General features: G+C 62.7%; 23 protein-coding genes and 1 tRNA gene. 11 read left to right on the forward strand and 13 right to left on the reverse strand.

What is annotated here, in order from left to right:
- Positions 1-7 precede the first annotated feature (7 nt).
- From RCO38_RS23655 to RCO38_RS23670, 4 genes are all read right to left on the reverse strand, one after another.
- Positions 8-514 carry a peptidylprolyl isomerase gene (locus tag RCO38_RS23655; protein WP_066261378.1) on the reverse strand — a complete coding sequence of 169 codons (507 nt, stop codon included), beginning with the start codon at positions 512-514 and terminating at the stop codon, positions 8-10.
- 2 nt (positions 515-516) lie between these two features.
- Complete coding sequence (locus RCO38_RS23660; protein WP_308331047.1) at positions 517-1143, reverse strand: peptidylprolyl isomerase; 627 nt, start codon at positions 1141-1143, stop codon at positions 517-519.
- A gap of 98 nt (positions 1144-1241) precedes the next feature.
- The gene (locus RCO38_RS23665) at positions 1242-2471 is read right to left on the reverse strand and encodes a L,D-transpeptidase family protein (protein WP_308331048.1); all 1230 of its coding nucleotides are present in this window, start codon (positions 2469-2471) and stop codon (positions 1242-1244) included.
- A gap of 227 nt (positions 2472-2698) precedes the next feature.
- Entirely contained in the window at positions 2699-3655 is a 957-nt protein-coding gene (locus RCO38_RS23670) for a tetratricopeptide repeat protein (RefSeq protein WP_308331089.1), read from the reverse strand.
- Between the two features lie 377 nt (positions 3656-4032).
- Between RCO38_RS23670 and cysS the strand changes: the two genes are divergently transcribed.
- From cysS to RCO38_RS23700, 6 genes are all read left to right on the forward strand, one after another.
- A complete protein-coding gene (gene cysS, locus RCO38_RS23675) occupies positions 4033-5418 on the forward strand; it encodes a cysteine--tRNA ligase (protein WP_308331050.1) in 1386 nt (461 codons plus the stop codon).
- The gene (locus tag RCO38_RS23680; protein ID WP_308331052.1) at positions 5418-6068 is read left to right on the forward strand and encodes a DNA-3-methyladenine glycosylase family protein; all 651 of its coding nucleotides are present in this window, start codon (positions 5418-5420) and stop codon (positions 6066-6068) included. Before cysS ends, RCO38_RS23680 begins: the two co-directional genes overlap by 1 nt.
- 60 nt (positions 6069-6128) lie before the next feature.
- Entirely contained in the window at positions 6129-7112 is a 984-nt protein-coding gene (locus RCO38_RS23685; RefSeq protein ID WP_308331053.1) for an acetyl-CoA carboxylase carboxyltransferase subunit alpha, read from the forward strand.
- 8 nt (positions 7113-7120) lie between these two features.
- Complete coding sequence (gene tilS, locus RCO38_RS23690) at positions 7121-8104, forward strand: tRNA lysidine(34) synthetase TilS (protein ID WP_308331054.1); 984 nt, start codon at positions 7121-7123, stop codon at positions 8102-8104.
- Positions 8105-8216: 112 nt separating this feature from the next.
- On the forward strand, positions 8217-9497 hold the full coding sequence (locus RCO38_RS23695) for an aspartate kinase (protein ID WP_308331055.1): 1281 nt from the start codon (positions 8217-8219) through the stop codon (positions 9495-9497).
- 60 nt (positions 9498-9557) lie between these two features.
- Positions 9558-9650: transfer RNA gene (locus RCO38_RS23700), tRNA-Ser, on the forward strand.
- A gap of 164 nt (positions 9651-9814) precedes the next feature.
- On the opposite strand, the gene RCO38_RS24300 is transcribed toward RCO38_RS23700, so the two are convergent.
- From RCO38_RS24300 to RCO38_RS23715, 4 genes are all read right to left on the reverse strand, one after another.
- Positions 9815-9901: a hypothetical protein gene (locus RCO38_RS24300; RefSeq protein ID WP_374694581.1), complete on the reverse strand. Its 87-nt coding sequence runs from the start codon at positions 9899-9901 to the stop codon at positions 9815-9817.
- Positions 9898-10137 carry a hypothetical protein gene (locus tag RCO38_RS23705; RefSeq protein WP_308331056.1) on the reverse strand — a complete coding sequence of 80 codons (240 nt, stop codon included), beginning with the start codon at positions 10135-10137 and terminating at the stop codon, positions 9898-9900. The genes RCO38_RS24300 and RCO38_RS23705 overlap by 4 nt, the downstream gene beginning before the upstream one ends.
- A complete protein-coding gene (locus RCO38_RS23710) occupies positions 10134-10487 on the reverse strand; it encodes a DUF3489 domain-containing protein (RefSeq protein WP_308331057.1) in 354 nt (117 codons plus the stop codon). Before RCO38_RS23710 ends, RCO38_RS23705 begins: the two co-directional genes overlap by 4 nt.
- A gap of 152 nt (positions 10488-10639) precedes the next feature.
- Positions 10640-10852, reverse strand: a complete 213-nt coding sequence (locus RCO38_RS23715; RefSeq protein WP_308331058.1) for a hypothetical protein — start codon at positions 10850-10852, stop codon at positions 10640-10642.
- Positions 10853-11013: 161 nt separating this feature from the next.
- Between RCO38_RS23715 and RCO38_RS23720 the strand changes: the two genes are divergently transcribed.
- A complete protein-coding gene (locus tag RCO38_RS23720; protein WP_308331060.1) occupies positions 11014-11664 on the forward strand; it encodes an NUDIX hydrolase in 651 nt (216 codons plus the stop codon).
- A 26-nt stretch (positions 11665-11690) separates the two neighbouring features.
- A complete protein-coding gene (locus RCO38_RS23725; RefSeq protein WP_308331061.1) occupies positions 11691-11996 on the forward strand; it encodes a hypothetical protein in 306 nt (101 codons plus the stop codon).
- Positions 11997-12471: 475 nt separating this feature from the next.
- Here the strand turns inward: RCO38_RS23725 and RCO38_RS23730 are convergent, their stop codons facing one another.
- Together RCO38_RS23730 and RCO38_RS23735 are read right to left on the reverse strand one after the other, a co-directional pair.
- Complete coding sequence (locus RCO38_RS23730) at positions 12472-13776, reverse strand: OmpA family protein (RefSeq protein ID WP_308331062.1); 1305 nt, start codon at positions 13774-13776, stop codon at positions 12472-12474.
- Positions 13777-13778: 2 nt separating this feature from the next.
- On the reverse strand, positions 13779-14735 hold the full coding sequence (locus tag RCO38_RS23735) for a toll/interleukin-1 receptor domain-containing protein (RefSeq protein WP_308331063.1): 957 nt from the start codon (positions 14733-14735) through the stop codon (positions 13779-13781).
- 391 nt (positions 14736-15126) lie between these two features.
- Between RCO38_RS23735 and RCO38_RS23740 the strand changes: the two genes are divergently transcribed.
- The 3 genes from RCO38_RS23740 to RCO38_RS23750 all read left to right on the forward strand — a co-directional run bounded on the left by RCO38_RS23740 (position 15127) and on the right by RCO38_RS23750 (position 19632).
- A complete protein-coding gene (locus RCO38_RS23740; RefSeq protein WP_308331064.1) occupies positions 15127-17070 on the forward strand; it encodes a TRAFs-binding domain-containing protein in 1944 nt (647 codons plus the stop codon).
- Positions 17071-17118: 48 nt separating this feature from the next.
- Positions 17119-18279: a patatin-like phospholipase family protein gene (locus RCO38_RS23745; protein ID WP_308331065.1), complete on the forward strand. Its 1161-nt coding sequence runs from the start codon at positions 17119-17121 to the stop codon at positions 18277-18279.
- A gap of 339 nt (positions 18280-18618) precedes the next feature.
- A complete protein-coding gene (locus RCO38_RS23750; protein WP_308331066.1) occupies positions 18619-19632 on the forward strand; it encodes a hypothetical protein in 1014 nt (337 codons plus the stop codon).
- 54 nt (positions 19633-19686) lie between these two features.
- Here the strand turns inward: RCO38_RS23750 and RCO38_RS23755 are convergent, their stop codons facing one another.
- Genes RCO38_RS23755 through RCO38_RS23765 form a run of 3 tightly spaced genes read right to left on the reverse strand, consistent with a single transcriptional unit; the run spans position 19687 to position 23948 of the window.
- On the reverse strand, positions 19687-20811 hold the full coding sequence (locus RCO38_RS23755) for an alpha/beta hydrolase (RefSeq protein WP_308331067.1): 1125 nt from the start codon (positions 20809-20811) through the stop codon (positions 19687-19689).
- A gap of 17 nt (positions 20812-20828) precedes the next feature.
- On the reverse strand, positions 20829-21800 hold the full coding sequence (locus tag RCO38_RS23760) for a Bug family tripartite tricarboxylate transporter substrate binding protein (RefSeq protein WP_308331068.1): 972 nt from the start codon (positions 21798-21800) through the stop codon (positions 20829-20831).
- 57 nt (positions 21801-21857) lie between these two features.
- Positions 21858-23948 (reverse strand): hypothetical protein, encoded by a 2091-nt coding sequence (locus RCO38_RS23765; RefSeq protein WP_308331069.1) that lies wholly within the window; start codon positions 23946-23948, stop codon positions 21858-21860.
- Positions 23949-23979: the final 31 nt, after the last annotated feature.

The raw sequence follows: 23979 nt of genomic DNA on the forward strand, positions 1-23979 counted from the left end.
CTGAGCTTCAGAGCGCGACCGCCTTTTCGATCACCACGTCCTGTTTGGGCACGTCGTCGTGGAAGCCACGGCGGCCGGTGGGCGTGGCTTCGATCTTCTTCACCACGTCGGACCCCGACACCACCTTGCCGAACACCGCATAGCCCCAACCCTGGGCGCTCGGAGCGGTGTGGTTGAGGAAGGCGTTGTTGGCCACGTTGATGAAGAACTGGGCGCTGGCCGAGTGCGGGTCGCTGGTGCGCGCCATGGCCACGGTGTAGATCTCGTTGCGCAGGCCGTTGTTGGCTTCGTTCTGGATCGGCGCGTCGGTGGCTTTCTGGTTCATGCCGGGCTCGAAACCGCCTCCCTGCACCATGAAGCCGGGGATCACGCGGTGGAACACGGTGTTGTTGTAGTGGCCCTTGTTGACATAGGCCAGGAAGTTGGCGGTCGTCAGGGGGGCTTTCTCGGCATCGAGTTCGAGCGTGATGACGCCGAGGCCCGCGATGTGCAGTTCGACCTGGGGGTTGGCCATGTTCAGTTCTCCAGAGTGGCTTTGAGGATGGTGACGGGCGTTTTGGGAACGTCCGTCGGGAAGGGGCCGCCGGCACCTGTGGGTGTGGCCTTGATCTTGTTGACCACTTCCATGCCGGCAATCACCTTGCCGAACACGGTGTAGCCGAACAGCTGCCCCGCGGCCAGCAGGTTGGCGCGGGGCACATTTTCATAGACACGGCCGCCATATTCGAAACGCGGCACCGGATCCCCTGGCGGGATGGGGGTCGGGTCCAGAAATGCGTTGTCCTTGACGTTGATGAAAAACTGGGCGGTCGCGGAGTGCGGGTCATTGGTGCGCGCCATGGCGACCGTGCCCACCACGTTGCGCGGGCCACCCCGTTCCAGCGCCGCCTGACCCTCGTGTGCGACCGGCGCGCGGGTCGGTTTCTCCCGGTACTTGGCGTCGTATCCGCCGCCCTGAACCATGAAGTTGTCGATCACGCGGTGAAACACCGTGCCGTCGTAGTGCTTGTCACGGACGTATTGAAGGAAGTTCTCGACCGTCTTGGGCGCCTTGTCCGGGTAGAGCTCCAGAACGATGTCGCCGGCCGAGGTGCTCAGGCGGACCTTGGGGTTCGGCGCGCCCGCTGCCACGGCGTCGGACATCGGCAGCGCGCCTAAGCTGCATGCCGCCAGTCCGGCTACTGCAAGGGCGCGCACCATGGTCCGGCGGCACGAAGAGGTGTGATCGAACTCAGACGGCATCAGGGTGTTCCCTCGTGAAAAATCTTCCATTGGTCGCCCTCAAGAGACCAGTACTGGCGCCGGGTCACTCCTCGGCTTTGGCCTTGGGGCACCTCCCCGAAGGTGACCACCATCGTGTCCTGCTGATCCTTCCAGCGCAATACGGACACGTCCTTGATATCGACCGCCCTCGCGCTTTTCACAGAGTCCGGTCCGCCATCGGCGCGCAGCTTGCTCGAGTAGAACGCAATCAGGCGGTCGTTCTGTCCGGTGCTCTTGGCCGCTTGCCAGGAGGCCAACGCGGCCTCGAAGGTGCGCCGTTCTCCGTCGAGTGCCTCGGGTGCCACCCATTGGAGTTCTGGTGCGATCACCACCGGTGTGGTGCGGATCTGAACGGTGGACAGCAGGCGCTCGAGATCCGGGTTGGAAAGTACCACGCAACCGTCCGAGGCTTGCGGTGCCCGGACGAACTGCTCGCTGGGCGTGCCGTGAAGCCAGATGCCACTGCCCGTCTTGCCACGCTGCATGTCCAGCGGGTTCGGGTAGTTGATGGGCAGCGCGCCGACGCCATAGAGGTCGGGCAGGCTCTCGGGATGCAGGGTGCTCGTGATGTAGTACACGCCCAGAGGGGTGCGCTTGTCGCCTTCCACCTCTTTTTCGATACCCGACAAGCCGACCGAGATGTAGAAATCTCCCAGAAGTTTGAGCTTGGGCGGGGCGGCGAGCAAACCGCCAGCGTTGCCAGCGGGTGTCAGGTTTTCGAACAGGTACAGGCGCGACCGGGAGGCGTCCACGGCAATCGCGTGCCTGCTCTGAGAGGCCAAGCTCAGGAACTGGGACGGAATGGCTCCCTCGGGGGGGCGTTCAGTCAACGCCCGCAGGCGTCGGCGGGACTCGTCGCGCAGAACAGCGAGCTGCTGGGCCGCCGCCGTGGCGGCGGTGTCGGGCACATCGCCCAGCTGGCGGACCGGCCGAACCTGCAGGCTCAACAGGTCGCCGTGCACGAGGTGCGCGAGGTGGAAATTGGGATGATCGTGGACCAGGCGCTCCACCTGCGACAGCGCCTCACGGTGCTGGCCTTGGCTGATGAGTCGGTAGATGCCGATCAGCCTGGCCTCTGCTCGGCCTAGCAGTGGGGCAACGTGGGACATGGCCTCGTCGGACAGCGGCTGTGGCTGCAGGCCTGAGGGGCTCCTGGCCGATCGGATGAGCTCGGACGCCTGCTGCACCCGGGCCACGGCGACATTCATCAGTGATGAGCCCGCCTCCGTTGCGTTGCCCGGGGAAGCTGATCCGGCCGATAAGGAGAAGAGAGTGTCTCGAGAGTCCTGGGGCAGGAGGGCAATGAGCGCGCCCGACAATGCGGAGAGGGCCAAGGCCCCAAGGAGCCACCGGGGCAGGCCCCCAGAGCCAGGGGGGCGCAGGGAGGCGGCTGGGACGCTGGCGTGACCCCGTTGGAAAAACCGCCGACCCGCCATCAGGATCCCGTGGATTCGCGCACGATCAGCCAGCGGTTTCCGCTCTTGACCAGGTCCAGGGTCTTGCGGCTGGTCACGCTCAGCGAATCGGACGAATAGGCTTGGCGGAACTTGGCCGAAGCACGGTCACCGTTGACCGAAACGGAGAGCTCGCTGATGTCCACGTCGATGCGGTTGCGCGGCATGATGCGTGCCTTGCGATCAGCCTCCCACTCGCTGCGGCTCTGCCCTCCGGGAGGCGTGAAACTGCCGGCGTAGGCCCCCAGATAACCCGACATGTTCTTGCTGGACCAGGCCTTGGCCCAGGCCGCGACAGCCGCTTCCACATCACCCTCGCTATTCACCGGGGCCGCGGGCGCCTGGGCAGCCGTTGCTGCCGGTGCCGGCGCGGCGGGCTTCGCCGCAGCCACGGGGGCCGTGGCCGGTGCAGGGGCTGCCGCGGGTTTGGCCCCCTTGGTGTCGGCTGCAAAAAGGTTGCGAATCAGGCTCAGCTTGGGAGCCACTCCGGCATTGCCCGCATCCAGCTGAAGCGCCTTGCTGTACGCCTGGCTGGCCAGCTTGGCGTAGACGTCCCCAAGGTTTTCGTGCGCAGTGGCGTAGCTGGGGTTGGTCCGGATCGCCATCTCGAGGGCTGCCCGCGCCTTGTCGAACTGGCTCTGCCCGGCGTACAGGACCGCGAGGTTGTTGTAGGGTTCGGGCAGCTCGGGGAACTCTTCGGTCAGCTTCTGGAACGTGGCGACGGCATCGGCCTGTTTGCCGCTTTCGGTTTGGATCACGCCTTTGAGGAAGCGCATCTGGGGATCCCGGGGCTTGCCTGCAAGATACTGATCGGCCTTGGCCATGGCCTCAGGGAGCTGCCCTGCTCGCAAGAGGCGATTGACCTCCGCGTAGTCGTCGCCCTGTGCTTGGGCCAGCGGCGCCGCGAGGGCTGCGGAAACCGCCACGCACAGAGCCATCAGGCGCAGCGGAGCGAAGGTTCGCCGGGTACCGGAACTGCGGAGGGAGACGGTCTGGGCAGAGGGAAAGTGCATGGGGTGGATCATGTGACCTCAGATGGCGACAACAGCGAACCGAAGGCCGGCCCGGACCGGTCCGCGAATACTATAGCGCTCCTGTGTGCGGGCATCGAAAACGCCGGTTCCGCAGTGGGCTGGATATACTGACGCATTGTATCTGAGGGTACCCGCCGGGCCCTGCAGTTCGGTGTGCATGCGACGGGGGTGTGATGCCCGCTGTTCTCGCGCTTCGTTGTCCCTGAATCCTGTCGACGCCCCAGGTCGAGCGGTACCCTGTCTGCAGGCGTGCGCCGGTCGGACCTTTCGGCTGGCCTTCCATGTCCTTGAGAATCTTCAACACCCTCTCGCGCGGCGTCGAGCCGTTCCTGCCACTCGAGCCCGGGCATGTGCGCATGTACGTCTGTGGAATGACGGTCTACGACCTGTGTCATCTCGGGCATGCGCGCTCCATGCTGGCCTTCGATGTGGTGCAGCGCTGGCTCAAGGCCAGCGGTTATCGCGTCACATACGTGCGCAACGTGACGGACATCGAAGACAAGATCATTGCCCGCGCGGTGAAGAACGGCGAGACCATCAAGCAGCTCACGGACCGCATGATCGAGGCGCTGCACCAGGACGCCGACGCGCTCGGTATCGAGCGACCCGACCACGAGCCGCGCGCCACCGACTACGTGCCGCAGATGCTGACCATCGTGCGCCAGCTCGAAGGCAAGGGGCTGGCCTACCGCAGCCTCAATGGCGATGTGAACTATGCGGTGCGCAAGTTTCCGGGCTACGGCAAGCTGTCGGGCAAGTCGCTCGACGACCTGCGCGCTGGCGAGCGTGTGGCGGTGGACGACGGCAAGCAGGATCCACTGGACTTCGTGCTGTGGAAATCGGCGAAGGTCGACGAGCCCGCCGAAGCCCAATGGGACAGTGCCTATGGCAAAGGTCGGCCGGGCTGGCACATCGAATGCTCGGCCATGAGCTGCGAGACGCTGGGCGAGAGCTTTGATATCCATGGCGGCGGTGCCGATCTGCAGTTCCCGCACCATGAGAACGAGATTGCCCAGAGCGAGGGCGCCACCGGAAAACCGCTGGCGCGCTTCTGGATGCACAACGGCTTCGTGCGCGTGGACAACGAGAAGATGTCCAAGAGCCTGGGCAATTTCTTCACTATCCGCGAGGTGCTGGAGAAGTACGACGCCGAGACGGTGCGCTTCTTTGTGCTGCGGGCCCACTACCGCAGCGCGCTCAACTACAGCGACGCCCATCTCGACGACGCACGGGCGGCGCTCAAGCGTCTGTACACCGCGCTGGCTGCAGTCGAGGCGAAGGCTCCGGCAAGCATCGACTGGAGTCACCCGTTCGCAGCCCGCTTCAAGGCGGCCATGGACGAAGACTTCGGCACGCCCGAGGCGGTGGCCGTGCTGTTCGATCTGGCCAGCGAAGTGAATCGCACGCGCGATCCGGCGTCGGCCGGGCTGCTCCAGGCGCTGGGGGGTGTCTTGGGGCTGCTGCAGCAGGATCCGCAGAGCTATTTGCAGGCTGGTGGTGCCGCAGGGGGACTGGACGAGGCCGCCATCGCCGAGCAGATCGGAGCCCGCGCCGCGGCCAAGGCCGCGAGGAACTTTGCCGAGGCCGACCGCATCCGGCAGTCTCTGCTGGCCCAAGGCATCGTGCTCAAGGATGGACCGGCCGGCACCACCTGGGAGCGTGCCTGATGGTGACCTCGCACTTGCCCGAAGTCGGGCCGGATGCCCCGCTGTACTGGCAGGAGGCCTGTCGCCATCTGATGAAGCGCGATCGGGTGATGAAAAAGCTCATTCCGCAGCATCCAGGTGCCAGCCTGCAGTCGCGCGGCGATGCGTTCATCACGCTGGCCCGCAGCATCGTGGGGCAGCAGATTTCGGTCAAGGCAGCGCAGTCCGTGTGGGACCGTTTTGAAAAGCTGCCTCGCAAGATGACGCCCGCCTACGTGCTCAAGCTCAAGGTGGACGACATGCGGGCGGCCGGTCTGTCGGCGCGCAAGGTCGAATACCTGGTCGACCTGGCGCTGCACTTTGCCAACGACCAGGTGCACGTGGCGAAGTGGGCAGAGATGGACGACGAGGCCATCATTGCCGAGCTGGTGGCCATTCGCGGCATCGGCCGCTGGACCGCCGAGATGTTCCTCATTTTTCATCTGATGCGTCCGAACGTGCTGCCGCTGGATGACCTCGGCCTGCAGAACGGAATCAGCCGTGCCTACTTTTCCGGTGAGCCGGTGAGCCGCAGCGAGATCCGCGAGGTGGCCGCCTCCTGGGCACCTTACTGCAGCGTCGCCACTTGGTATATTTGGCGCTCGCTGGACCCGCTGCCGGTCAGCTACTGAGCCCCTCGGGGCTTTCCTGTTTCCGGACGTCGTTCACACAAAGACCAAAGGAGTCATACCTTGGCCAAAAGAAACTTCCTCGACTTCGAGCAGCCCATTGCCGAACTCGAAAGCAAGATCGAAGAACTGCGCTATGTCCAGACCGAATCCGCGGTCGACATTTCCGCCGAGATCGAGCAGCTGTCGGGCAAGAGCCTGCAGCTCACAAAGGACATCTACAGCACCCTGACGCCCTGGCAGATCACCAAGATCGCGCGCCATCAGGACCGGCCGTACACGCTGGACTACGTGAACGAAATCTTCACGCACTTCCAGGAGCTGCATGGCGACCGTCATTTCTCGGACGACCTGTCCATCGTCGGCGGCCTGGCCCGTTTCAACGGGCAGCCCTGCATGGTGATCGGACATCAGAAGGGGCGGGACACCAAGGAGCGCGGCCTGCGCAACTTTGGCATGACCAAGCCCGAGGGTTACAGAAAGGCCCTGCGCCTGATGAAGCTGGCCGAGAAGTTCAAGCTCCCGGTATTCACTTTCGTGGACACGCCCGGTGCCTACCCCGGCATCGACGCCGAAGAGCGCGGCCAGTCGGAGGCCATTGGTCGCAACATCTTCGAGATGGCGCAGCTGGAGGTGCCGATCATCTCCACCATCATCGGTGAAGGTGGCTCGGGTGGTGCGCTGGCCATTTCGGTGGCCGACCAGGTGCTGATGCTCCAGTACTCGGTGTACTCGGTGATTTCGCCCGAAGGGTGTGCCTCCATCTTGTGGAAAACCAGCGACCGCGCCAGTGACGCGGCCGAAGCACTGGGCATCACCGCCCACCGCCTCAAGGCCCTGGGTCTGGTCGACAAGATCGTCAACGAGCCGGTGGGTGGCGCGCACCGCGACCCTGCACAGATGGCCGCGTTCCTCAAGCGCGCCCTCAACGACGCCTGGCGGCAAGTGGCCGATCTCAAGGTCAAAGAGCTGCTGGAGCGTCGGCACACACGCCTGGACAGCTACGGCCGCTTTACCGACACCAAGGCCGACAGCGCCAAGCGCTGAGGCGCTTCGTGACGGCGTCGTCCAACCCCTGCGGGCCGGCGCTGTTGCGCTGGTCTGCGCAAGGGGTTCCGGACAACTGGACCAGGCTGGCGGTGGCTTACAGCGCAGGCGCCGATTCCACCGCGTTGTTGCTGGAGGCTCGTGCCCTCTGGCCTGGGCAGGTGGTGGCCTTGCATGTGCACCACGGACTCCAGTCCGCGGCGGATGCCTTTGAGGTCACCGCGCGAACCACTTGCGCCGGACTGGACGTGCCCTTGCATGTGGCCCACGTGCGAGCCATGCCAGCGAGGGGGCAGAGCCCGGAAGATGCCGCGCGCGTCCAGCGTTACCGCGCACTGGCCGATCTGGCCAGAGCATCGAGAGTGGGTGTGGTGCTGCTGGCCCACCACGCCGATGACCAGGCCGAAACCCTGATGCTGGCGCTCAGCCGCGGCGCCGGCTTGCCCGGGCTGGCCGCCATGCCCGGTCGCTTCGAACGGCACGGCATGCACTTCGCCCGTCCGTTGTTGGAGGTTCCTGCCAGCGCTCTGCGCGCCTGGGTCGAGGCCCGCGGGGTGCTCTTTGCCGACGATCCCAGCAACGCCGACACCCGCTACACGCGCAACCGGATCCGCCAGGCCTTGATGCCCGCCTGGGACGCCTGCTTCCCAGGGTTCCGGCCCATGCTGGCACGCAGCGCGCGCCATGCGGCGGAGGCCCAGGGCCTGCTGGACGACCTGGCGCGCATCGATCTGGTTTCCGTGGGCGAGCCTCCGTCCATCACCGCGTTGCAGGTCCTCGGCCGTGAGCGCCAGGCCAATGTTTTGCGCCATTGGCTGCGGGTGGGGTGGGGGGTGGCACCCACCACGGCCCAGATGGAGCAGGTGCTGGACCAGGTGGCCGCCTGCCGCACGCGGGGTCACCGCATCAAGCTCAAGGTGGCCGACGGAACCTTGAGCCGGAGCGGCGGACACCTGGCGTTCGACCGGGCGGGCGGGACTGCGCCGATATAATTCCAAGGCTTTGCCGGGCGCATCCGGCGGGGCCCGGCCGGTTCCGGCGACCGGCCCAGCGCGACCGACGGCCGCGTGGTCATTCCAACGATCCTCTTCCCGATCCAACCCGATGGCTTTGATTGTTCACAAGTACGGCGGCACCTCCATGGGGTCCACCGAGCGCATTCGCAACGTGGCCCGGCGTGTCGCCAAGTGGCACAAGGCCGGTCACCAGATGGTGGTGGTGCCCAGCGCCATGAGCGGTGAAACCAACCGCCTGCTGGCCTTGGCCAAGGAGCTGCAACCCGCCCAACAGGGCAAGTCCTACGGCCGTGAGCTGGACATGCTGGCCGCCACCGGCGAGCAGGCTTCTTCCGCGCTGCTGGCCATCGCGCTGCAGGCCGAAGGCATCGACGCCGTCAGCTACGCGGGCTGGCAGGTGCCGATCAAGACCAACGACGCTTACACCAAGGCCCGCATCGAGTCGATCGACGATGCCCGCGTGCGCGCCGACCTGGCCGCCGGCAAGGTGGTGATCGTGACGGGCTTCCAGGGCGTGGACCCCGATGGCAATATCACGACGCTCGGCCGTGGAGGCAGTGACACTTCGGCCGTGGCGGTGGCGGCGGCAATGAAGGCGGCCGAATGCCTGATCTACACCGACGTGGACGGCGTCTACACGACCGACCCGCGCGTGGTGCCTGAAGCCAAGCGCCTGGAGCGCGTGAGCTTTGAGGAAATGCTGGAAATGGCCAGCATGGGCTCGAAGGTGCTGCAGATCCGCTCGGTGGAATTCGCCGGCAAGTACAAGGTGCCGCTGCGCGTGCTCTCCAGCTTCACCCCCTGGGACATCGACCTGAACGAAGAAGCCAGCTCTGGCACCCTGATCACTTTTGAGGAAGACGAAGATATGGAACGAGCCGTTGTTTCCGGCATTGCCTTCAACCGCGACGAAGCGAAGGTTTCCGTGCTGGGCGTGCCCGACAAGCCGGGCATTGCCTATCAGATCCTGGGTGCCGTGGCCGAGGCCAACGTCGAGGTGGACGTGATCATCCAGAACCTGTCCAAGGACGGCAAGACCGACTTCAGCTTCACCGTCCACCGCAACGATTTCCAGAAGACGTTGGACCTGCTCAAGGGCCAGGTGCTGCCGGCGCTGGGAGCAGCCGACGTGGTGGGCGACAACCGCATCTGCAAGGTGTCCATCGTCGGCATCGGCATGCGCAGCCACGTGGGCGTGGCCAGCCGCATGTTCAAGTGCCTGAGCGACGAAGGCATCAACATCCAGATGATCTCGACGTCGGAAATCAAGACCTCGGTGGTGATCGACGAGAAGTACATGGAACTGGCTGTGCGCGCACTGCACCGCGAGTTCGATCTGGACCAGACGGCCGACACGATTTCGAAGTGAGGCCGCAAGCCTATGGCCGCACCGGAAACGGGGACGACTTGAGGCATAATACGCGGCTCTGGAGTGATGACCGAGTGGCCGAAGGTGCTCCCCTGCTAAGGGAGTATGGGGTGTAGAGCCTCATCGAGGGTTCGAATCCCTCTCACTCCGCCAGTAAGACAAGGCTCCCACGCAAGTGGGAGCCTTTTGTCTTTCTGGGTCCAGTGTTTTCGCGGGGTTTCGGGCGGTGGCTTTTTCTCTGTGGTTTCTATGACAGCGGCTTTTATGGCCTTTGCCGCGGGCCATTCTCTGACGCCGCTTTTTTGCGGTGAGGCTTTTCATGTGGCTTCAACGCCTCGTGCTTGCCAGAAGAACACCGGCCCGGACCTATGTGTGCCGGTGATGGCCTTGGTCACCGTACTCAGGCTCTTGTAGGTCTGGCCGTGGTGGCAAAGCCCTGGCGCAGCACACGCTTCAGGCGCGCCGCACCCTTGGGACCACACCAGTCGTTGTCCAGCATCTGGTCCTGCGCATGCCAGGAGAGGACCCGGCGGATCAGGTTCACCTGTACATGGGCCGGCGGCTCCCGATCGAACAGGGACTGCCAGCGCTCGACCAGCGTGGCCCGGTCAGCCTGAAGGATCTGCTCCACCACGCTCATGCTGCCGCCGCCTCCACGATCCGGTAGAGATGAACACCATCGACCCGCTGGCATTGCACATCCAGACCCAGGCGCTTGCGCAGCGAGCCGCTGAGCATGCCGCGCACGGTGTGGGACTGCCAGCCCGTGAGCGCCATCATCTGCTCCATGCTGACACCGGCCTCACTGCGCAGCAGGGTGATCAGCTGGGACTGTTTGGTGGTGGTGACTTCAGGAGCCTGAGCGAGAGCAGGCTTGGCCCTTTTGGCCGCGGGCTTGGTGGCGGCGGCTGCCTTGGTACGAGCGCCAGAAGCGGCGCGGGCCGGCTTGGCCGAGGAAGATTTGGAAGAGGGGGACGGTTTGCGTTTCATGAGTTGCTCCGGTGCCAACAGCGGCACGGAGCAAGTAACGCTCTGTCTTCACCCTCGATCAACTGATGCAGCGCAGTAGCCGTGGTGTGTGGTCGTGATTCACATCCGGTGCTTGCCTTGCACGGCGCTCTGCGGCATGTGGTGCGGGCCGATCAGGCGGCGGATCGGTCCTGAGTCCATGACGAAGCCGAATTCGCAGGCCCTGAGAGGCGCCACTGATCGATGGAGGTGAACTCCAGCTTGCACTGAACGCAGCGGTAGGCCCCGCTGGGCGTCATGGCACCGCTGGCGTCGCGCGCGATCACCGGTCTGTAGGCGGTGGCTCCACAACGGTGACAGGCGTTCGCTGGGGTCTTGTTGTCCATGGCTGCATTGTGCTGGCCGGCGTACGTGTGGGCTTAAATGGGCACAAGCCAAAAGGCGATCAACCCGGACCGGCGTGAAGTTCTTCACCCCAAGTCCGGCACCTGTTGCCTGTGCCTGCGACTGAGGTCGCTGGCCTTGACTTCAGGGTCCTGATGAACGAATGTCCGTGACCATGAAGCGCTTTCACCCACGCAAGAACGACGACGGGCAGCTCGTTGAACTTCGCAGTCCAAGCAAACCCACAGCCTTGGCCAGTTGGGACGACCCAGAACAGATCGCAACGGTGGTGCCTGATGGGCCGATGCCCGAGAGTCTGAACGGCATCGCTCTGGCCACCTGGACCGACGCCCCCACCGACATCGCCGCCTGGGCGAAACTCGCGACGCTGCAAACCGAGGACTTTTCCGAGCCACCGATGACGACCGCTCCAGGCAAACGCGCCGCATCAGGTGTGGTGATTCTCGAGAGCGATGATCGGGTGTGGGTGGTCTCTCCCAGCAACCAGTATGGGGGTTATGTGAACACCTTTCCCAAAGGCAAGCTGGACGCTGGAATGAGCCTGCGAGCCAATGCCCTGAAGGAAGGATTCGAAGAATCCGGCCTGCAGGTGGTGCTGACCGGTTTCCTGTGCGATTCGGTGCGCAGCACCTCGGTGACCCGCTACTACACCGCCAGACGGGTGGGGGGCCATCCGGGCGACATGTGTTGGGAGAGCCAGGCCGTGCAACTGGTGCCACGGAACCTGCTGAGCAAGTTCGTCACCCATCCGAACGACCAGAGTGTGCTGCAGGCGCTGGCAGCGCTGGGCTGAGGACTCAGTATCGAGGAGCCAGCAGCATGTGGATCTTTCTGCCGAAGAGTTTCATCAGCGTGGTCCAGAAGCCGGGAGACACGGACACGCTCACGGTGCGGGCCCGCGTCAAGGGCGACATCGAATCGGTGTTCCCGCAGGCCAAGGTCGAAGTGAACCAGGGGACAGACTACAAGTACCGGGCAAGGGTGCCCCGAGCAGCCGTGGCCCAGGTGCTGCACGACCAGGTGATGAACCTGGACTGGAGCAACTTCAAAGGAGCCGTGAAGGCCAAGAAGCGGCACGACGCCTATATGAACGTCTGGTCGGCGATGTGTGCGGTCGACCGCTGAGGGATGAGCTGTTCTTCTGCGACGCGCAGTTGCCGGCACACGGTGGTCAGTGGGGCGTGCTTTGCAAGACCTGCACCGTGACCGAAGGCATCCGAGCGGGGTGGGGCAGGGCGCAGTTCTACGAGCGCGAACCATCCTGTTCGAGCGGTCCATCCGCCTCATCCCAACCAGCAGAACGGCGGTGGCGCTGCGTGGCTGGGCAGCCTCCGGCCGACCTTTCCTGATTGTCTTGACTTGTGTTTTGTCGTCGGCACACTGTGCCGCTGCACACACCTCTCATCCAGAAGGAAAGACATGCAGAACAACCGGTTCAGCCGTCTGACCTCCCTCAACGAAGAGGCCTGCGCCACCACGCAGACGCAGCTGGAGGTTCAGGTGATTCAAAGAGTAGCCAGCATACCTGGGTGTTTGACTCTCTATCAGAACAGGTCGAGGGCTGGGTTTGAGGAAGGATCCGCCACCTTTGACCAGCAGATCATCCACACGTCATTACCTTGAACTCCACTCGTCGATCCAGCGCATCGCTGGCGTCGTCGCGGCCGTTTCCTACCATCGATTGTTTGGAGCCGACGCCGTTGGCGATCATGCGTTTGTCGAGCCCAGGTGAGGCCTGGGCCAGACGCGCCTTGATGTATTCGGCCCGAATCAAAGACAACCGTTCATTTAGCGGTTCTGGACCTGTTGGGCTGGTGTGGCCGATGACCTCCAGGCACTTTCCGCTGCTGCGGGTGCGAAGAGCGATGGTGTTCAGCCAGCTTGAATAATTGCTGCTCAGCGGCGCATTGGCCATGAATGCCATTGAACCGGGGCGGAACAGGAACTTGACCGCAAGCCTCTGGTGCACAAGGCCGTAGTCGACCACCTTGGAAAAGGCGGCCTCGGCCGGCTGCTTGCGGCCGAGCTTCCAGTTGGCGAGATAGATGCCGTTATGCACACGAAACTGGTCGCCGGCCGGCATGTCCAGGGCACTGGTGTAGAGCTCGAGAGCTTCCCGGTAACGGCCGGCCTCGTAGGCTTCGATGCCTTCCGCGACAACCGAGGCCGCGAGAATGCGGTCGAGGTAGAGCGGGTTGATCGGATCGCCGGCCTTGGTACCCTGACAGGTCTTGATGTAGCCCTCAGTTGCTGGGTCTTCCGTCCAGGCGGGGGCGTCACGAAAAAAGGCCAGCGGCGTCGGGTCAACGCCTTCCGGCAAAGCAAAGGCCAAGCCTTTGCTGACCAGCTTGCCGCTGCGCAGATCGGCCAGCGCGAAGCAGATGCGATAGGTTTCTCGGGCGCCCGCGGTTTTGCGCTCGGCATTGACCCCAGTGAAGGTACCAATCAGGACCAACGGGCTGCGCGCAACGTTTGCCGCGGAAAACGCCTGCACGTCGAACTGCTGGTATCGCTCGCGCATCAGTTCGGCCAGCCGCCGACCCATGGAGCGCGTTGTCACCGACTGGGCGCCGGTCATGCCGTCGATCAGCGGGTCGATCACCAGCGGGTATTTCGGCAGGGCTGGGGTGCCGGCTGGTGGCAGCTTGGCATTGGTGAACAAGGCCGTGGCTGCGCTCAAAACCGCCATGTCGTATGGCTGTGCAGGTGGAGGAGGTGGTGGGGACTGGACGGTCAAAGCGGGCGGGGCCGCAGGGTTGGTCACGGCGGGCGGTGAGGGCTCGGCAACGGGGGTCGGCGTTGCGGTTTGCTTCTGGAGGTTGTTGCAGCCGGCCACCAGCATCAGAGTCCCAAACGCCGCCGTGCACAGGGCTGAACGCGAGGGGTGGGGGGATGTAATTTTCATGATCAACACTCCTTGTCGAATTTCGATTGATTGGCCCCGGAGAGGGTTTCGCCGAGTTGGATGCGGGCCAGTGAATCGGCACAGAAGGCGCTGGACAAGCGGGTTGAGTTGCCTTGCTTGAGGGGGACGGAGGGTTCGGGCAAGGGCCTAGTGCGCGACAACGGAGTCGTCGAGGAGGTCAATGCAGCGTTCGCGCGGACTGAGATGTCAGGCGGGACACTGCCCGTCGGTGGTGAAAGCGAAGACGGAACGGTAGAGTGTGCCTCCGGCGGCGCGCCTTGCTCCGTTTGCCTACTGGTGGACTCCATGGTCGTTGCTGCGGTTGGGGTCGAGCTTGCTGGAACAGGTTGTTGGCGAGGAAACAAGATGATGAAAGTCGCCACACTGGCAAGCAGCAAGCTACCTGCCAATGCCCGGAGCGGCCAGCGCACGCTGGCTCCATACGCAAGCCTTGCCTTTCCGGGCAAATCGGTCAGGTTGTAGGGTGACGCAGGGGCATGTTCTGTATTGACCGGCTGGGCTGAGGACCGGCAGTTCGATGCTGTGCCATCGGTGCTGGTCACCACCGGCTTGCCCAGCAGATGCTCAAGATCCGACAGCAGCATGCGAAGGCCCTCGAAATCGGGTGAGCCGTCCCAACCCGTCAGGTCGGCCGCCTGGATCTCGCGGAATCCGGCCGGCGGGCGAACAGGTTCGAGCATCACCGGGACAAGTTTTCCCTGACGGCGCCCCTCCGAGGCTTCCTCGTAGACCCACTCGCTTTCGATTGAGTTGGCCGACCACAAGACCACCATGCAGCGCATGTCTTCCAGCGCATGTTCCAGAACGCCGCGCCAGGTTTCACCCGCTGGAATCCGCCGATCCCACCAGACGTTCCAACCAGCAGAGCCTAGCGCCTCGGCAACCCGCCGCGCCATGTCACGGTCTCGCTCCGTGTAACTCAGGAATATGTCGGTCATCCCCTGTCCCCCAATGAGGCCAGAAAAACCGGAGAACCCGCCGATTCGACAGCGCAACTCAAAGAATGAGCGGCAACGATATGACCCGACGAGCCGGCCAACCTTTGCTAGTAGACAGCAGAAATCTTGTCCCGTCCAATTCGCAGCACACGAAGCCACCCACCTTCGGGGGATGACATTGAACGTGCCCGAATGGTTTGTGGACGTTCATCTGGAACCAATGCAGGAGGGCGCATCCGGTGATGGGAAGTGGACGACTCATGACGCCCGTTGGACGATTGCGTTTGTTCCGAATCTGTCGCATGCTCAAACTCGTGATCGTGTCCTGCGATGGAGATGCCACTGTGTTTGAACAACGCTTCTGCCTATGACACCTCATGCATTCGTTGCCATGCCCTTTGGCACCAAACCGGGGGCCGATGGCAAAGACATCGACTTCAACCGTGTCTATGCCGAACTGCTGAAACCGGCGCTTGAAGCCGCCGGCTGCGAGGTGTTTCGCGCGGACGAAGAGCAGCGGGCCGGAGACATCCGAACCGACATGTTTCAGGAGTTGCTGGTGGCCGACCTGGTGCTGGCCGACCTGACTCTGGACAACCCCAATGTCTGGTACGAGTTGGGTATACGGCATGCGCTGCGTGCGCGTGGGGTGCTGCTGGTGCAGGGGCCCCGGTTGTCCAGTCCGTTTGATATCTACACAGATCGAAAGCTGCGCTACCGGCTGAAGGACGGCGGGCCCGATCCGGAGTTCGTGGAGGCCAACAAGGCCGCGTTGACCACCATGGCTCTTGCCACGCTGGCTGTTGACGCCCAACGCAAGGTGAGTCCGGTCTACACCTTGCTGCCGCATCTGCGCGAGCCAGCTTGGCGTGATCTTCTGCTTCAGGACAAGAGCGAGTTCGGCGCAGCCTTCGAACGCTGGGATGCCCGCATGAAGGTGGCTCGTGCCAAGTGCAACGCAGGTGATCTCCTGGTGCTGGCCAGCGAGACCCCGACGCAGGCGCTGTGGCTCGAAGCCAAGCGCGCAGCGGGCAACAGCCTGCTGCAAGTACGCCAGTTCGCGTTTGCACTGGAGCAGTTCGAGGATGGGTTACGTGTCGAGCCCGACGACCGAGCGTGCCGCAGCAAACGCATCGTCTGCTTGGGCCGCTTGGGGCAGCACGAGGAGGCTCTTGAAGCGGCGCGCCAGTTCGTGGTGGACAGACCTGGCGATGCAGAAGCACTGTCGCTGGCCGGACGGGTGGAAAAGGACCGCTGGCAGTCTCGCTGGCGGACCTCCGCCGATCTATCGCCGGATCGCTTTCGTATGGCCGCTTGCCTAGAGACCGCCAGCCTCGAAGATTCACAAGCGCTCTACCGCAAGGCATTTGTCATTGATCCATCCCACCATTACTCAGGCATCAACGCTCTGACTCTTTTGATGCTGCTCAGACACCTGGGCGGCGAGGTTCAGCAGGTGGCTGTCGACAACTTGATTGGTGGGGTGCTCTGGGCCGCATTGACCGCACAAGAACGTGACACTAGTGATTACTGGGCAAAAGCCAGCTATGCTGAGTTGTGCTTGTTGGTGCATTCGCGTGATGTCGTGGAGAAGGAATTCCGAAAAGTGGCAACTGCGGCGAAGCGCGACTGGTTTGCCTTGGACTCGACGCGTCAGACATTGACAATGCTGCGCGACTTGCAGTTCCGCCTTGAGGAGACAAGCGCTGCACTGGAGATCCTTGACCACGAGATCGCTTGCAGCATGCCACCTTTTAAACCGCGCCAGGTACTTCTTTTTTCTGGTCACATGGTGGATACACCTACGCGTGCGAAACCTCGCTTTCCAGCCGCAATGGTGCCGCGCGCCACTGCCGAGATCGAGCGCGTACTCGACGAACTGCAAGCTGGCCCGGGCGACCTCGCGCTTACACAGGGGGCAGCCGGTGGTGACCTGATCTTTGCCGAGGCATGCGCACGGCGCGGCGTGCGCCTGCAGTTGTTACTGCCATTGCCGGAGCCCGAGTTCATTGAGTCGTCCATCATCCCGTCTTCAGACGGCGCTACCTGGCGCAGGCGCTTCATCGCACTGAAAGAAAGGCTCAACCCACCCCTTGCTGAGACCCCACGGATCATGACCACCGAACTCGGGCCCCCACCGGCAGGGTCCAGCCCGTTCGAGCGCTGCAACCTGTGGCTGCTTTACTCAGCCTTGTCATATGGTCCTGAAAAGGTGCGCTTTGTCTGCCTGTGGGACGGTGGCGGCTCGGGCAGACCCGGGGGTACCCGACACATGGTGAATGAAGTCAAGCGCCGCACCAGCAACGTGAACTGGATCGATACCCGAGCACTCTGATCACACTGATTGCGCGTGACCTGAACGTGCCCTTCAACGGAGAGCCCAATGAACGAAGCCCTGATCCAGCGCTTGCAAGTTCCTGGTCCCAAAAAAATTCTCGCCTGTGACGGCGGCGGCATTCTAGGCTTGATGAGTGTGGAGATCCTCGCCAAACTTGAGGATGACCTGCGAATCCGACTCGGCAACGCCCCCGACTTTGTGTTGGCCGACTACTTCGACTTTGTCTGCGGGACCAGCACCGGCGCGATCATCGCCGCATGTATCTCTTGTGGCATGTCGATGTCGCGAATCCGTAAGTTCTACGAGGACAGTGGCGAGCAGATGTTCGACAAGGCGTTCCTGCTTCGGCGGCTGAACTACAAGTACAACGATGAGCCGCTCGCAAAGATGCTGAGAACCGAACTGAGCCAAGCGCTCGGAGACGATGCCTCGTTGGGCAGTCCAGGCCTGCGAACGTTGCTGATGATGGTGATGCGAAATGCCACCACCGACTCTCCATGGCCTATCAGTAACAACCCGTTCGCCGGCTATAACCAACCTGCACGCAAGGACTGCAACTTGAGACTGCCGCTATGGCAGCTGGTGCGTGCCAGCACGGCGGCGCCTACCTTCTTTCCTCCTGAGATCGTGACACTGGCCGAAGGCACGCCCGATGCCTACACGTTCATCTTCGTCGACGGAGGTGTGACCACCTACAACAACCCCGCGTTTCTGGCGTTCCAGATGGCTACGGCAGCGCCCTATGCAGTGAACTGGTCCACTGGTGCCGACCGGTTGCTCATCGTTTCGGTGGGTACCGGTAGCGCGGCAAAGGTGCAGATGGATCTTGAAGCCAACGACATGCACATCCTCTACAACGCGAGCACCCTACCGGGCGCTCTGATCAATGCAGCCTCCGCAGGCTGGGACATGGCCTGCCGGATGCTTGGCGAATGTCGCTTCGGCGGCTGCATTGATCGGGAATTCGGCAGCATGCTGAGCGAGCCCGACAGACCATCCAACTGGAGTGGGTCGAAACTGTTTACCTATGCACGCTATGACCCCGACGTCACACCTGATGGACTGTCTGCATTGGGGCTGTCGGACATCAGCAGCAAGGCAATGCAGGAGATGGACGCTGTCCGCCACATACCCGACATTCAGCGTGTCGGTCGAGAATTTGCACAGAAACATATGTCTCTGGGGCACCTGCGCGGCTTCTGCTGAGTCCGGTCATTGCTGCGCTCATGAATACGCCCCATGTGTGGTTGCACGCTTGGCGGCGAGACGTTCATTTGCGACCGTAACCACCATCCCAGGGGAAGAGCGTGCCGCACAGGACCTGAACCGTGATTGAAGAGGTTCGACATGGTTGCGGCTGGGTGCACTTCTACGAGCAAGAACAATCTAGTTCGAGCTGTTCCAACGTCTCCTCCCGGTCGGCCCACCTGCAATGGTGCTGGGTGACCCGAAGGCCTCCGGCTGACCCCTCCGGATTGTCTTGACTTGTGTTTTGTCGTCGGCAAACTGTGCCGCCGCACACACCTCACATCCACAAGAACACACATGCATCACAACTGGTTCAGCCGCCTGACCGGCTTCAACGAAGAGGCCTACGCCACGACGCAGGCACGGCTGGAAGTTCAGGGCAACACCCTGCGATCCAAAGACAATGGGAGCAGCTTTGGCATCGGCCACTTTGAAATGGTGTCGCTGGCCGAGTTGCGACAACGGGTGGATCAGGAGCAGGTGACAAAGACAGCGACAAAGGTGAGCATCGTCACCGGCGATGTGAGGCAGATGCACCAGATGCCGCAGTACGCGGGGGCCCTGTTCCAGGTGGCCAGCCAGTTCAATGCGCTGGAGATGGTGGGGCCCAGTGTGACGCCGGAAGACGGCGTGACCCGCTACGAGCACGACCGCACGCAGGGGCCAGCCTGCGCCATCGCCGCAGGCGCGGCCACGATCTACCGCAACTACTTCGTGCCGGTGGGCGAGCAGATCGGGCAGAGCGCCGAGCACCAGCTCGACGGGCTGGCGGACCTCGGAGCAGCGCTCAGTGCCAAGCTGGGTTGCCCGGTCTCCGATCTCTGGCACATGCAGAACGGTTACGCGCTCGCAACCAAGACCGGGCTGGAGAAGATCTCCGCGCTGTTGAAGAATATGGACGAGGCAACCCGCAGCGAACTGGCCGGGCTCGTGAGGATCGGATTGCACCAGGGTGTGGAGGTGACCGATGGAACGTCCTCACCTGGACCATTGGTCAGCCAGGCTTTCTGCTCGGCGCTTCCCGCGGCCTACGGCCGGGTCGCGCAGCCGCACTGGCAAGGCTTTGCCCAGCTGGTGCTGGATGCAGCATACGAAGCCACCTTGTGGGCAGCCGTGCTCAATAGCCGCCAAGGCGGTTCAAACACCGTGCTGCTCACCATGCTCGGAGGCGGTGCCTTCGGCAACGCGACGGAGTGGATTCACACCGCCATCCAACGCGCTCTCAAGAAGGCGCAGGGCCACGGCCTGGATGTGCGGCTGGTGAGCTACGGGCCGCCGTCGGCGCAGATGAGGGCGCTGGTGAACGCCTAAGCGGGCCGCCTTCAGTTCATACCTGTCCGGTATCAGGAGGATGGAACAATGCGTTCAAAATCCCCGTTCCTGCAACCATGCAATTGTCTTCTCGAAGAAAAAGTGTGCACCTGGGTCTTTGTTGATCAGGTGACCCGCCTCTGGCACCAGGAACGTTGTTACATCCGTCTCTGGTCTGTATTTCTGGGGTTCATTCAAAAAGACTGGATCAGTGGAACAGTCTCCGGTTGTCGTGCACCAGCGCAGGTCGTGTCGGCCTAACGCGAACAGCACCGGTACACGTATGCCTTTGGTGATCTCGACGTTTTCCGAGTCCGGCTTGATCGCCTTCAGCTCGGCCAGCATTACTGTGTCTTGAAACAACAAGGTGTACAGATCGTGGCCGCTTGCGGGGAGCGCGGGCGACAACCGTCTAATGAAGTAACCGGGTAATAGACCACAACCCAATCCAAAGCTGGGGTGTTCCTCTACGGGTTGCAGCGCGTTGAGAACCATGTCCATGGCCAGGTCGCTCAGGCCATGGCCAACTCCACTGACAATCACTGCATCGGCCGGCGAGGGGTCAACCACTGAGTGCCAAGCGACCATGCCGCCCATGGAGTTCCCGTTGACGACGACTTTCTTGAAGCGATGGCCAATGGCCCCGCTCTTGAGCTGCGCCATCACCTGGCGGACTGCCTCCGCTTGCGCCCGGAAGTCCATGCGGGTCGGGTCGGGGCGGTCGCTCTTGCCGTAACCGGGACGATCTAGGTTCAGGGTAACAAAACCAGCGTTGGTGGCGTGTCTGACGAAGGAGTGGCGTTCTGGGTCCAGTGGCCAGTCCCAATAGCTGCTGTTGTTGGAGCCGCCAGCCAGAAGCAGGATCAACGTTGAGTCCTCGTCAATCTCATGTTGGGTAGACATCTCTCCAAACAGCTCCATGGTGCCGTCGATGGCAGCCGAGGATGCCACTCGAAAGCGATATGCCCTGCAACTAGCTACAGAACCCGCCTTGCGCACCGTTGCGCTCACCGCCCGAGGGCCGCATTCGCCGGTAGCAAGTGCGCGCGGCTCGGGCAGTGCGAGAGTCGGGACCTCGGCAAATTGGTCAGGGACAGGTATGTCACGCGTGCTCGCAAGGTCGTTGCCGGCATAGGCGGAAAGCCGAGGAGTGGAGGATGAGAGGGATGAGTTCGTCATTTGCAGTTCTCTTGTTGTCAGTCCAGTGAAATCTTGGCGCGTTGGATCACGGGGCCCCAACGGCCACGTTCCTCCTTCACAAATTCAGCAAAGTCCCTCTGAGTGGCCTTGCGGATCTCGGCTCCCATCTTTGTGTAGGCGTCCTTCACAATTGGGTGGTCCAGCGCAACGTTGATGGCGCCGTTCAAGCGGTTCACTACTTCCATCTCGGTACCACGGCGGACACCGACACCAACCCAGATAGCGGCGTCGAACTCAGGGAGTCCTCGTTCACCAACGGTCGGCACTTCTGGAAGACCCGAAACCCGAGCGGGCGTAGCCATGGCCAGCGCACGAAGCCGGCCACTTCTGATGTAGGGCTCGAGCAGAGGTACACCATCGAGCATCACGTCAATGCGTCCGCCCATGAGATCCTGCAACGCACTGGGACCAGACTTGTAGGGAACGGGAACGACATCGATACCGGCCAAGCTTCGGAAACGCTCAAACGACACATGAGAGGGCGTGCCGATGCCGCCAAAACCATAGGTGTACGAGTTCGGCTCTTTCTTGGCGAGTGCGATGAATTCCTCCAAGGTCTTGGCCGGCACTTTGGGGTTGACGGCTATCACCATCGGGATGGCTGCCAGCGGAGCGACCGGCACGATGTCGTGTTCAGGATCGTAGGGAAGCTTCTTGAACATGAATTGGTTCCAGGCCACCGCGGTGGCACTCAAAATCATGAGGGTCTGCCCGTCGCTGGGGCTGCGCAGCAGATCGGCAATGGCAATGAAGCCCGCCGCGCCCGGCTTGTTCTCGACGATCATGGGCTGGTTCATGGACTTGCCAAGGACTTCGGCAAGGGGGCGCGCCAGCATGTCAGCGATGCTGCTCGGGGCCCCTCCCACAATCAGGCGGGATATCCTGGAAGACTGGGCAAAAGTGGCTGATGTCGCCAAGGCGCTCAGGGCGACGGCGGAGGTGGCGACAAAGGTGCGGCGAGTGGTCATGGTGTGTCTTTCATCTGGCGCTTGGGTGGGGCGGGGCGGGAAGGAAATCGGTGCCAACTACAGAGAGGAGATGGCTTCTGTGACTTGTGTGGCTCTGACTTGGGCGCGCATGGTCGATCGCAAGGTCGTTGCGATGCGTGCCAGCTGCCTGGCGCGTGGCGCCGCAGGGTCTACTGCGCCGGTCACGGAGAGTCCGACCAGGGCAAGGTTCGCCTCCCCTAGCCAGTTTGAAAAAAGCGTGAATGCAGGGTGTTTTGTGCCAAGCTGTCTTAGGGCCGTGCGGGCTTGTCGGCAGCGCTCATGAGCCAGTTCTAGCGCGGCCTCCAACACCGCTTCCGGGCTTCGCCTGAGCTCAATCTCAGAGAATGTGTTGGTTTCATCGACATAGTGGTAGCCATGCTCTGGTCCGCGAGCCTGTACCGCCCTGTGTGCTGGGCCGATGCAGCCCAGATAGCGGCCGCCTTCGCCACTCTGCGGTCGCATCACCGCTGTGTAGGCATTGCCTCGGTGAGCCGTGGACGAATTCCAAGGTGTGCCGGCCTGCCACATCCGCTGGAGCTGCTCCAACGTGCCAGGTGACATGTCACCGCCCTGGCGGTAGACGGCTTTCATGTACTCCAAATCGATCTTGCCGTAGCGCTCCATCATCCTGCGGTAGGCATAGCGGTTGCGGCCCTCGCTGGATCGGGTGTTCAACCGGCGAAAGGCCTTTGGACCTAGCTCCGACTGAATGGCATTCCAATCCAAGGTGAACCAGCCCCCGGCAACCGTATAGCGGTAGCCTGTTTCAGGAGGGCAGTTCAAGTGGCCAGATTCCGGCGCCATGGCGTTGTTGTTGGCATAGAGGAAGTCAAAGGTTTCGCCCATGACGTCCAAGCTGTGTTCCCTGAGGATGGGGTGGGGACTGTTTGGTGCGCCCGGCCGGGACTCAAGGGAGAAGCCTTGCTTCGCATCTGCGAACAGACCGCCCACGGTGCCAAGTGAAATGCCTGCATCGCCAACAGGAAATTCCTGCAAGCGTTTGCGAGCATCGGCTGCGTCGCTGGCGAACTGCAGTAGGTGGAAGGTGGCGGGGCCACGCCGCACGCCGTAGCCCCATTGCGCCTGGGGCTCTCCGGTATTGGCGCCGCCGTGGTGCACATAGGCGAGGCCGGCTGCGTTCATGCCGGGATGGCCAGCCATGTGGAAGTTGCCCAGTACGGGGATGGACCCATTCGCTGAAAACGGGGTGTAGATGAAGGGGTTGCCCTCGTCTGGAAAGGCCACGATGGTTGCTTGGAAGGTGCAATCGTGGTCGGTGCTGGAGCCTGCGATGAGCGAACCATCGGCCGTGGCCCGGCCCCAGGCGCAGATGCCGCTGCACATGTCGGTTTCCGTAGACAAGGTGCGGGCTGAAACCCCTAGGTAAGCGGCAGTGATGCGGGCGTCGTTGTCACCGTCCATTTGTGCGAAGGCCATGGGGCGGGCTTCTCGGGCTGGTGGCCGGATGCCTGTCCAGATCGATACTGCCTGTTGGCGCGACATCGGCAGACCGGCCTCTGTGCAGCCCCGAGCCATGCCGGCGGCAAAGGCCAACACTTCGGGAGTTAGGCGTTGAAGCTCGGCTTCCCAGTGGCTGATTTCAAGCGCTTCGTTTTCGCTGAAGGTTCTCCTCGCCTGCTGGGTGAAGATCCAGACACCGTAGATGTCGATGACTTGTTGCGCATACTGCGCGCCCATTTCCTCATTGCTTCCTTGCAGCACTACTACAGGGCTTACGTTGGGTACCAGGGGGGTGTTGCCTGTGAACTGGATTTCGGCGCTGCGCAAGAGTTCTGGGTGTTCCATCGCTGGTGGCAGGCGGCCTGCGTCGCAGGCCTGGCGTATCTGCTGGCATGCTGAGATGGCGCGTTCGAAACCCTGAGTAGCCTGCGTTATTGCGGCGGGAACCGAAGGCGTTGGTGGGGCGAACTCGCGGTAGGTGCCATCGGCTTGACCCAGGATCCATTTGGCCTGGGCGAGGCCGATCAACACGCTGTCAAGTGCCTCGCGCCCAGCAATGTGCACCGGGTCACCCCATCCCTTTTCAACAAAGGAACGGTTGGCGTCGTAGACAGCGAACAGTGCTTGTGTGCGGAGCTGCTGGGCTTGTGCGAGTGGGTCGGTCATGCACGTGCTCTCTGTAACGGAGGGGAATCAA

It is taken from the genome of Hydrogenophaga pseudoflava (assembly GCF_031020795.1).
GTDB classification, from domain to species: Bacteria; Pseudomonadota; Gammaproteobacteria; order Burkholderiales; family Burkholderiaceae_C; genus Hydrogenophaga; species Hydrogenophaga pseudoflava_A.

What these genes read in the sequence shown, in the direction of transcription:
- cysS (WP_308331050.1), top strand. Translation starts at nt 4,033, where the DNA reads ATGTCCTTGAGAATCTTCAACACCCTCTCGCGCGGCGTCGAGCCGTTC.
- RCO38_RS23735 (WP_308331063.1), bottom strand. Translation starts at nt 14,735, where the DNA reads ATGACCGACATATTCCTGAGTTACACGGAGCGAGACCGTGACATGGCG.
- RCO38_RS23765 (WP_308331069.1), bottom strand. Translation starts at nt 23,948, where the DNA reads ATGACCGACCCACTCGCACAAGCCCAGCAGCTCCGCACACAAGCACTG.
- RCO38_RS23730 (WP_308331062.1), bottom strand. Translation starts at nt 13,776, where the DNA reads ATGAAAATTACATCCCCCCACCCCTCGCGTTCAGCCCTGTGCACGGCG.
- RCO38_RS23660 (WP_308331047.1), bottom strand. Translation starts at nt 1,143, where the DNA reads ATGTCCGACGCCGTGGCAGCGGGCGCGCCGAACCCCAAGGTCCGCCTG.
- RCO38_RS23705 (WP_308331056.1), bottom strand. Translation starts at nt 10,137, where the DNA reads ATGAGCGTGGTGGAGCAGATCCTTCAGGCTGACCGGGCCACGCTGGTC.
- RCO38_RS23720 (WP_308331060.1), top strand. Translation starts at nt 11,014, where the DNA reads ATGTCCGTGACCATGAAGCGCTTTCACCCACGCAAGAACGACGACGGG.
- RCO38_RS23725 (WP_308331061.1), top strand. Translation starts at nt 11,691, where the DNA reads ATGTGGATCTTTCTGCCGAAGAGTTTCATCAGCGTGGTCCAGAAGCCG.
- RCO38_RS23655 (WP_066261378.1), bottom strand. Translation starts at nt 514, where the DNA reads ATGGCCAACCCCCAGGTCGAACTGCACATCGCGGGCCTCGGCGTCATC.
- RCO38_RS23745 (WP_308331065.1), top strand. Translation starts at nt 17,119, where the DNA reads ATGAACGAAGCCCTGATCCAGCGCTTGCAAGTTCCTGGTCCCAAAAAA.
- RCO38_RS23715 (WP_308331058.1), bottom strand. Translation starts at nt 10,852, where the DNA reads ATGGACAACAAGACCCCAGCGAACGCCTGTCACCGTTGTGGAGCCACC.
- RCO38_RS23695 (WP_308331055.1), top strand. Translation starts at nt 8,217, where the DNA reads ATGGCTTTGATTGTTCACAAGTACGGCGGCACCTCCATGGGGTCCACC.
- RCO38_RS23740 (WP_308331064.1), top strand. Translation starts at nt 15,127, where the DNA reads ATGCCCTTTGGCACCAAACCGGGGGCCGATGGCAAAGACATCGACTTC.
- RCO38_RS23710 (WP_308331057.1), bottom strand. Translation starts at nt 10,487, where the DNA reads ATGAAACGCAAACCGTCCCCCTCTTCCAAATCTTCCTCGGCCAAGCCG.
- RCO38_RS23755 (WP_308331067.1), bottom strand. Translation starts at nt 20,811, where the DNA reads ATGACGAACTCATCCCTCTCATCCTCCACTCCTCGGCTTTCCGCCTAT.
- RCO38_RS23680 (WP_308331052.1), top strand. Translation starts at nt 5,418, where the DNA reads ATGGTGACCTCGCACTTGCCCGAAGTCGGGCCGGATGCCCCGCTGTAC.
- RCO38_RS23750 (WP_308331066.1), top strand. Translation starts at nt 18,619, where the DNA reads ATGCATCACAACTGGTTCAGCCGCCTGACCGGCTTCAACGAAGAGGCC.
- RCO38_RS23760 (WP_308331068.1), bottom strand. Translation starts at nt 21,800, where the DNA reads ATGACCACTCGCCGCACCTTTGTCGCCACCTCCGCCGTCGCCCTGAGC.
- RCO38_RS23665 (WP_308331048.1), bottom strand. Translation starts at nt 2,471, where the DNA reads ATGAATGTCGCCGTGGCCCGGGTGCAGCAGGCGTCCGAGCTCATCCGA.
- RCO38_RS23670 (WP_308331089.1), bottom strand. Translation starts at nt 3,655, where the DNA reads ATGGCTCTGTGCGTGGCGGTTTCCGCAGCCCTCGCGGCGCCGCTGGCC.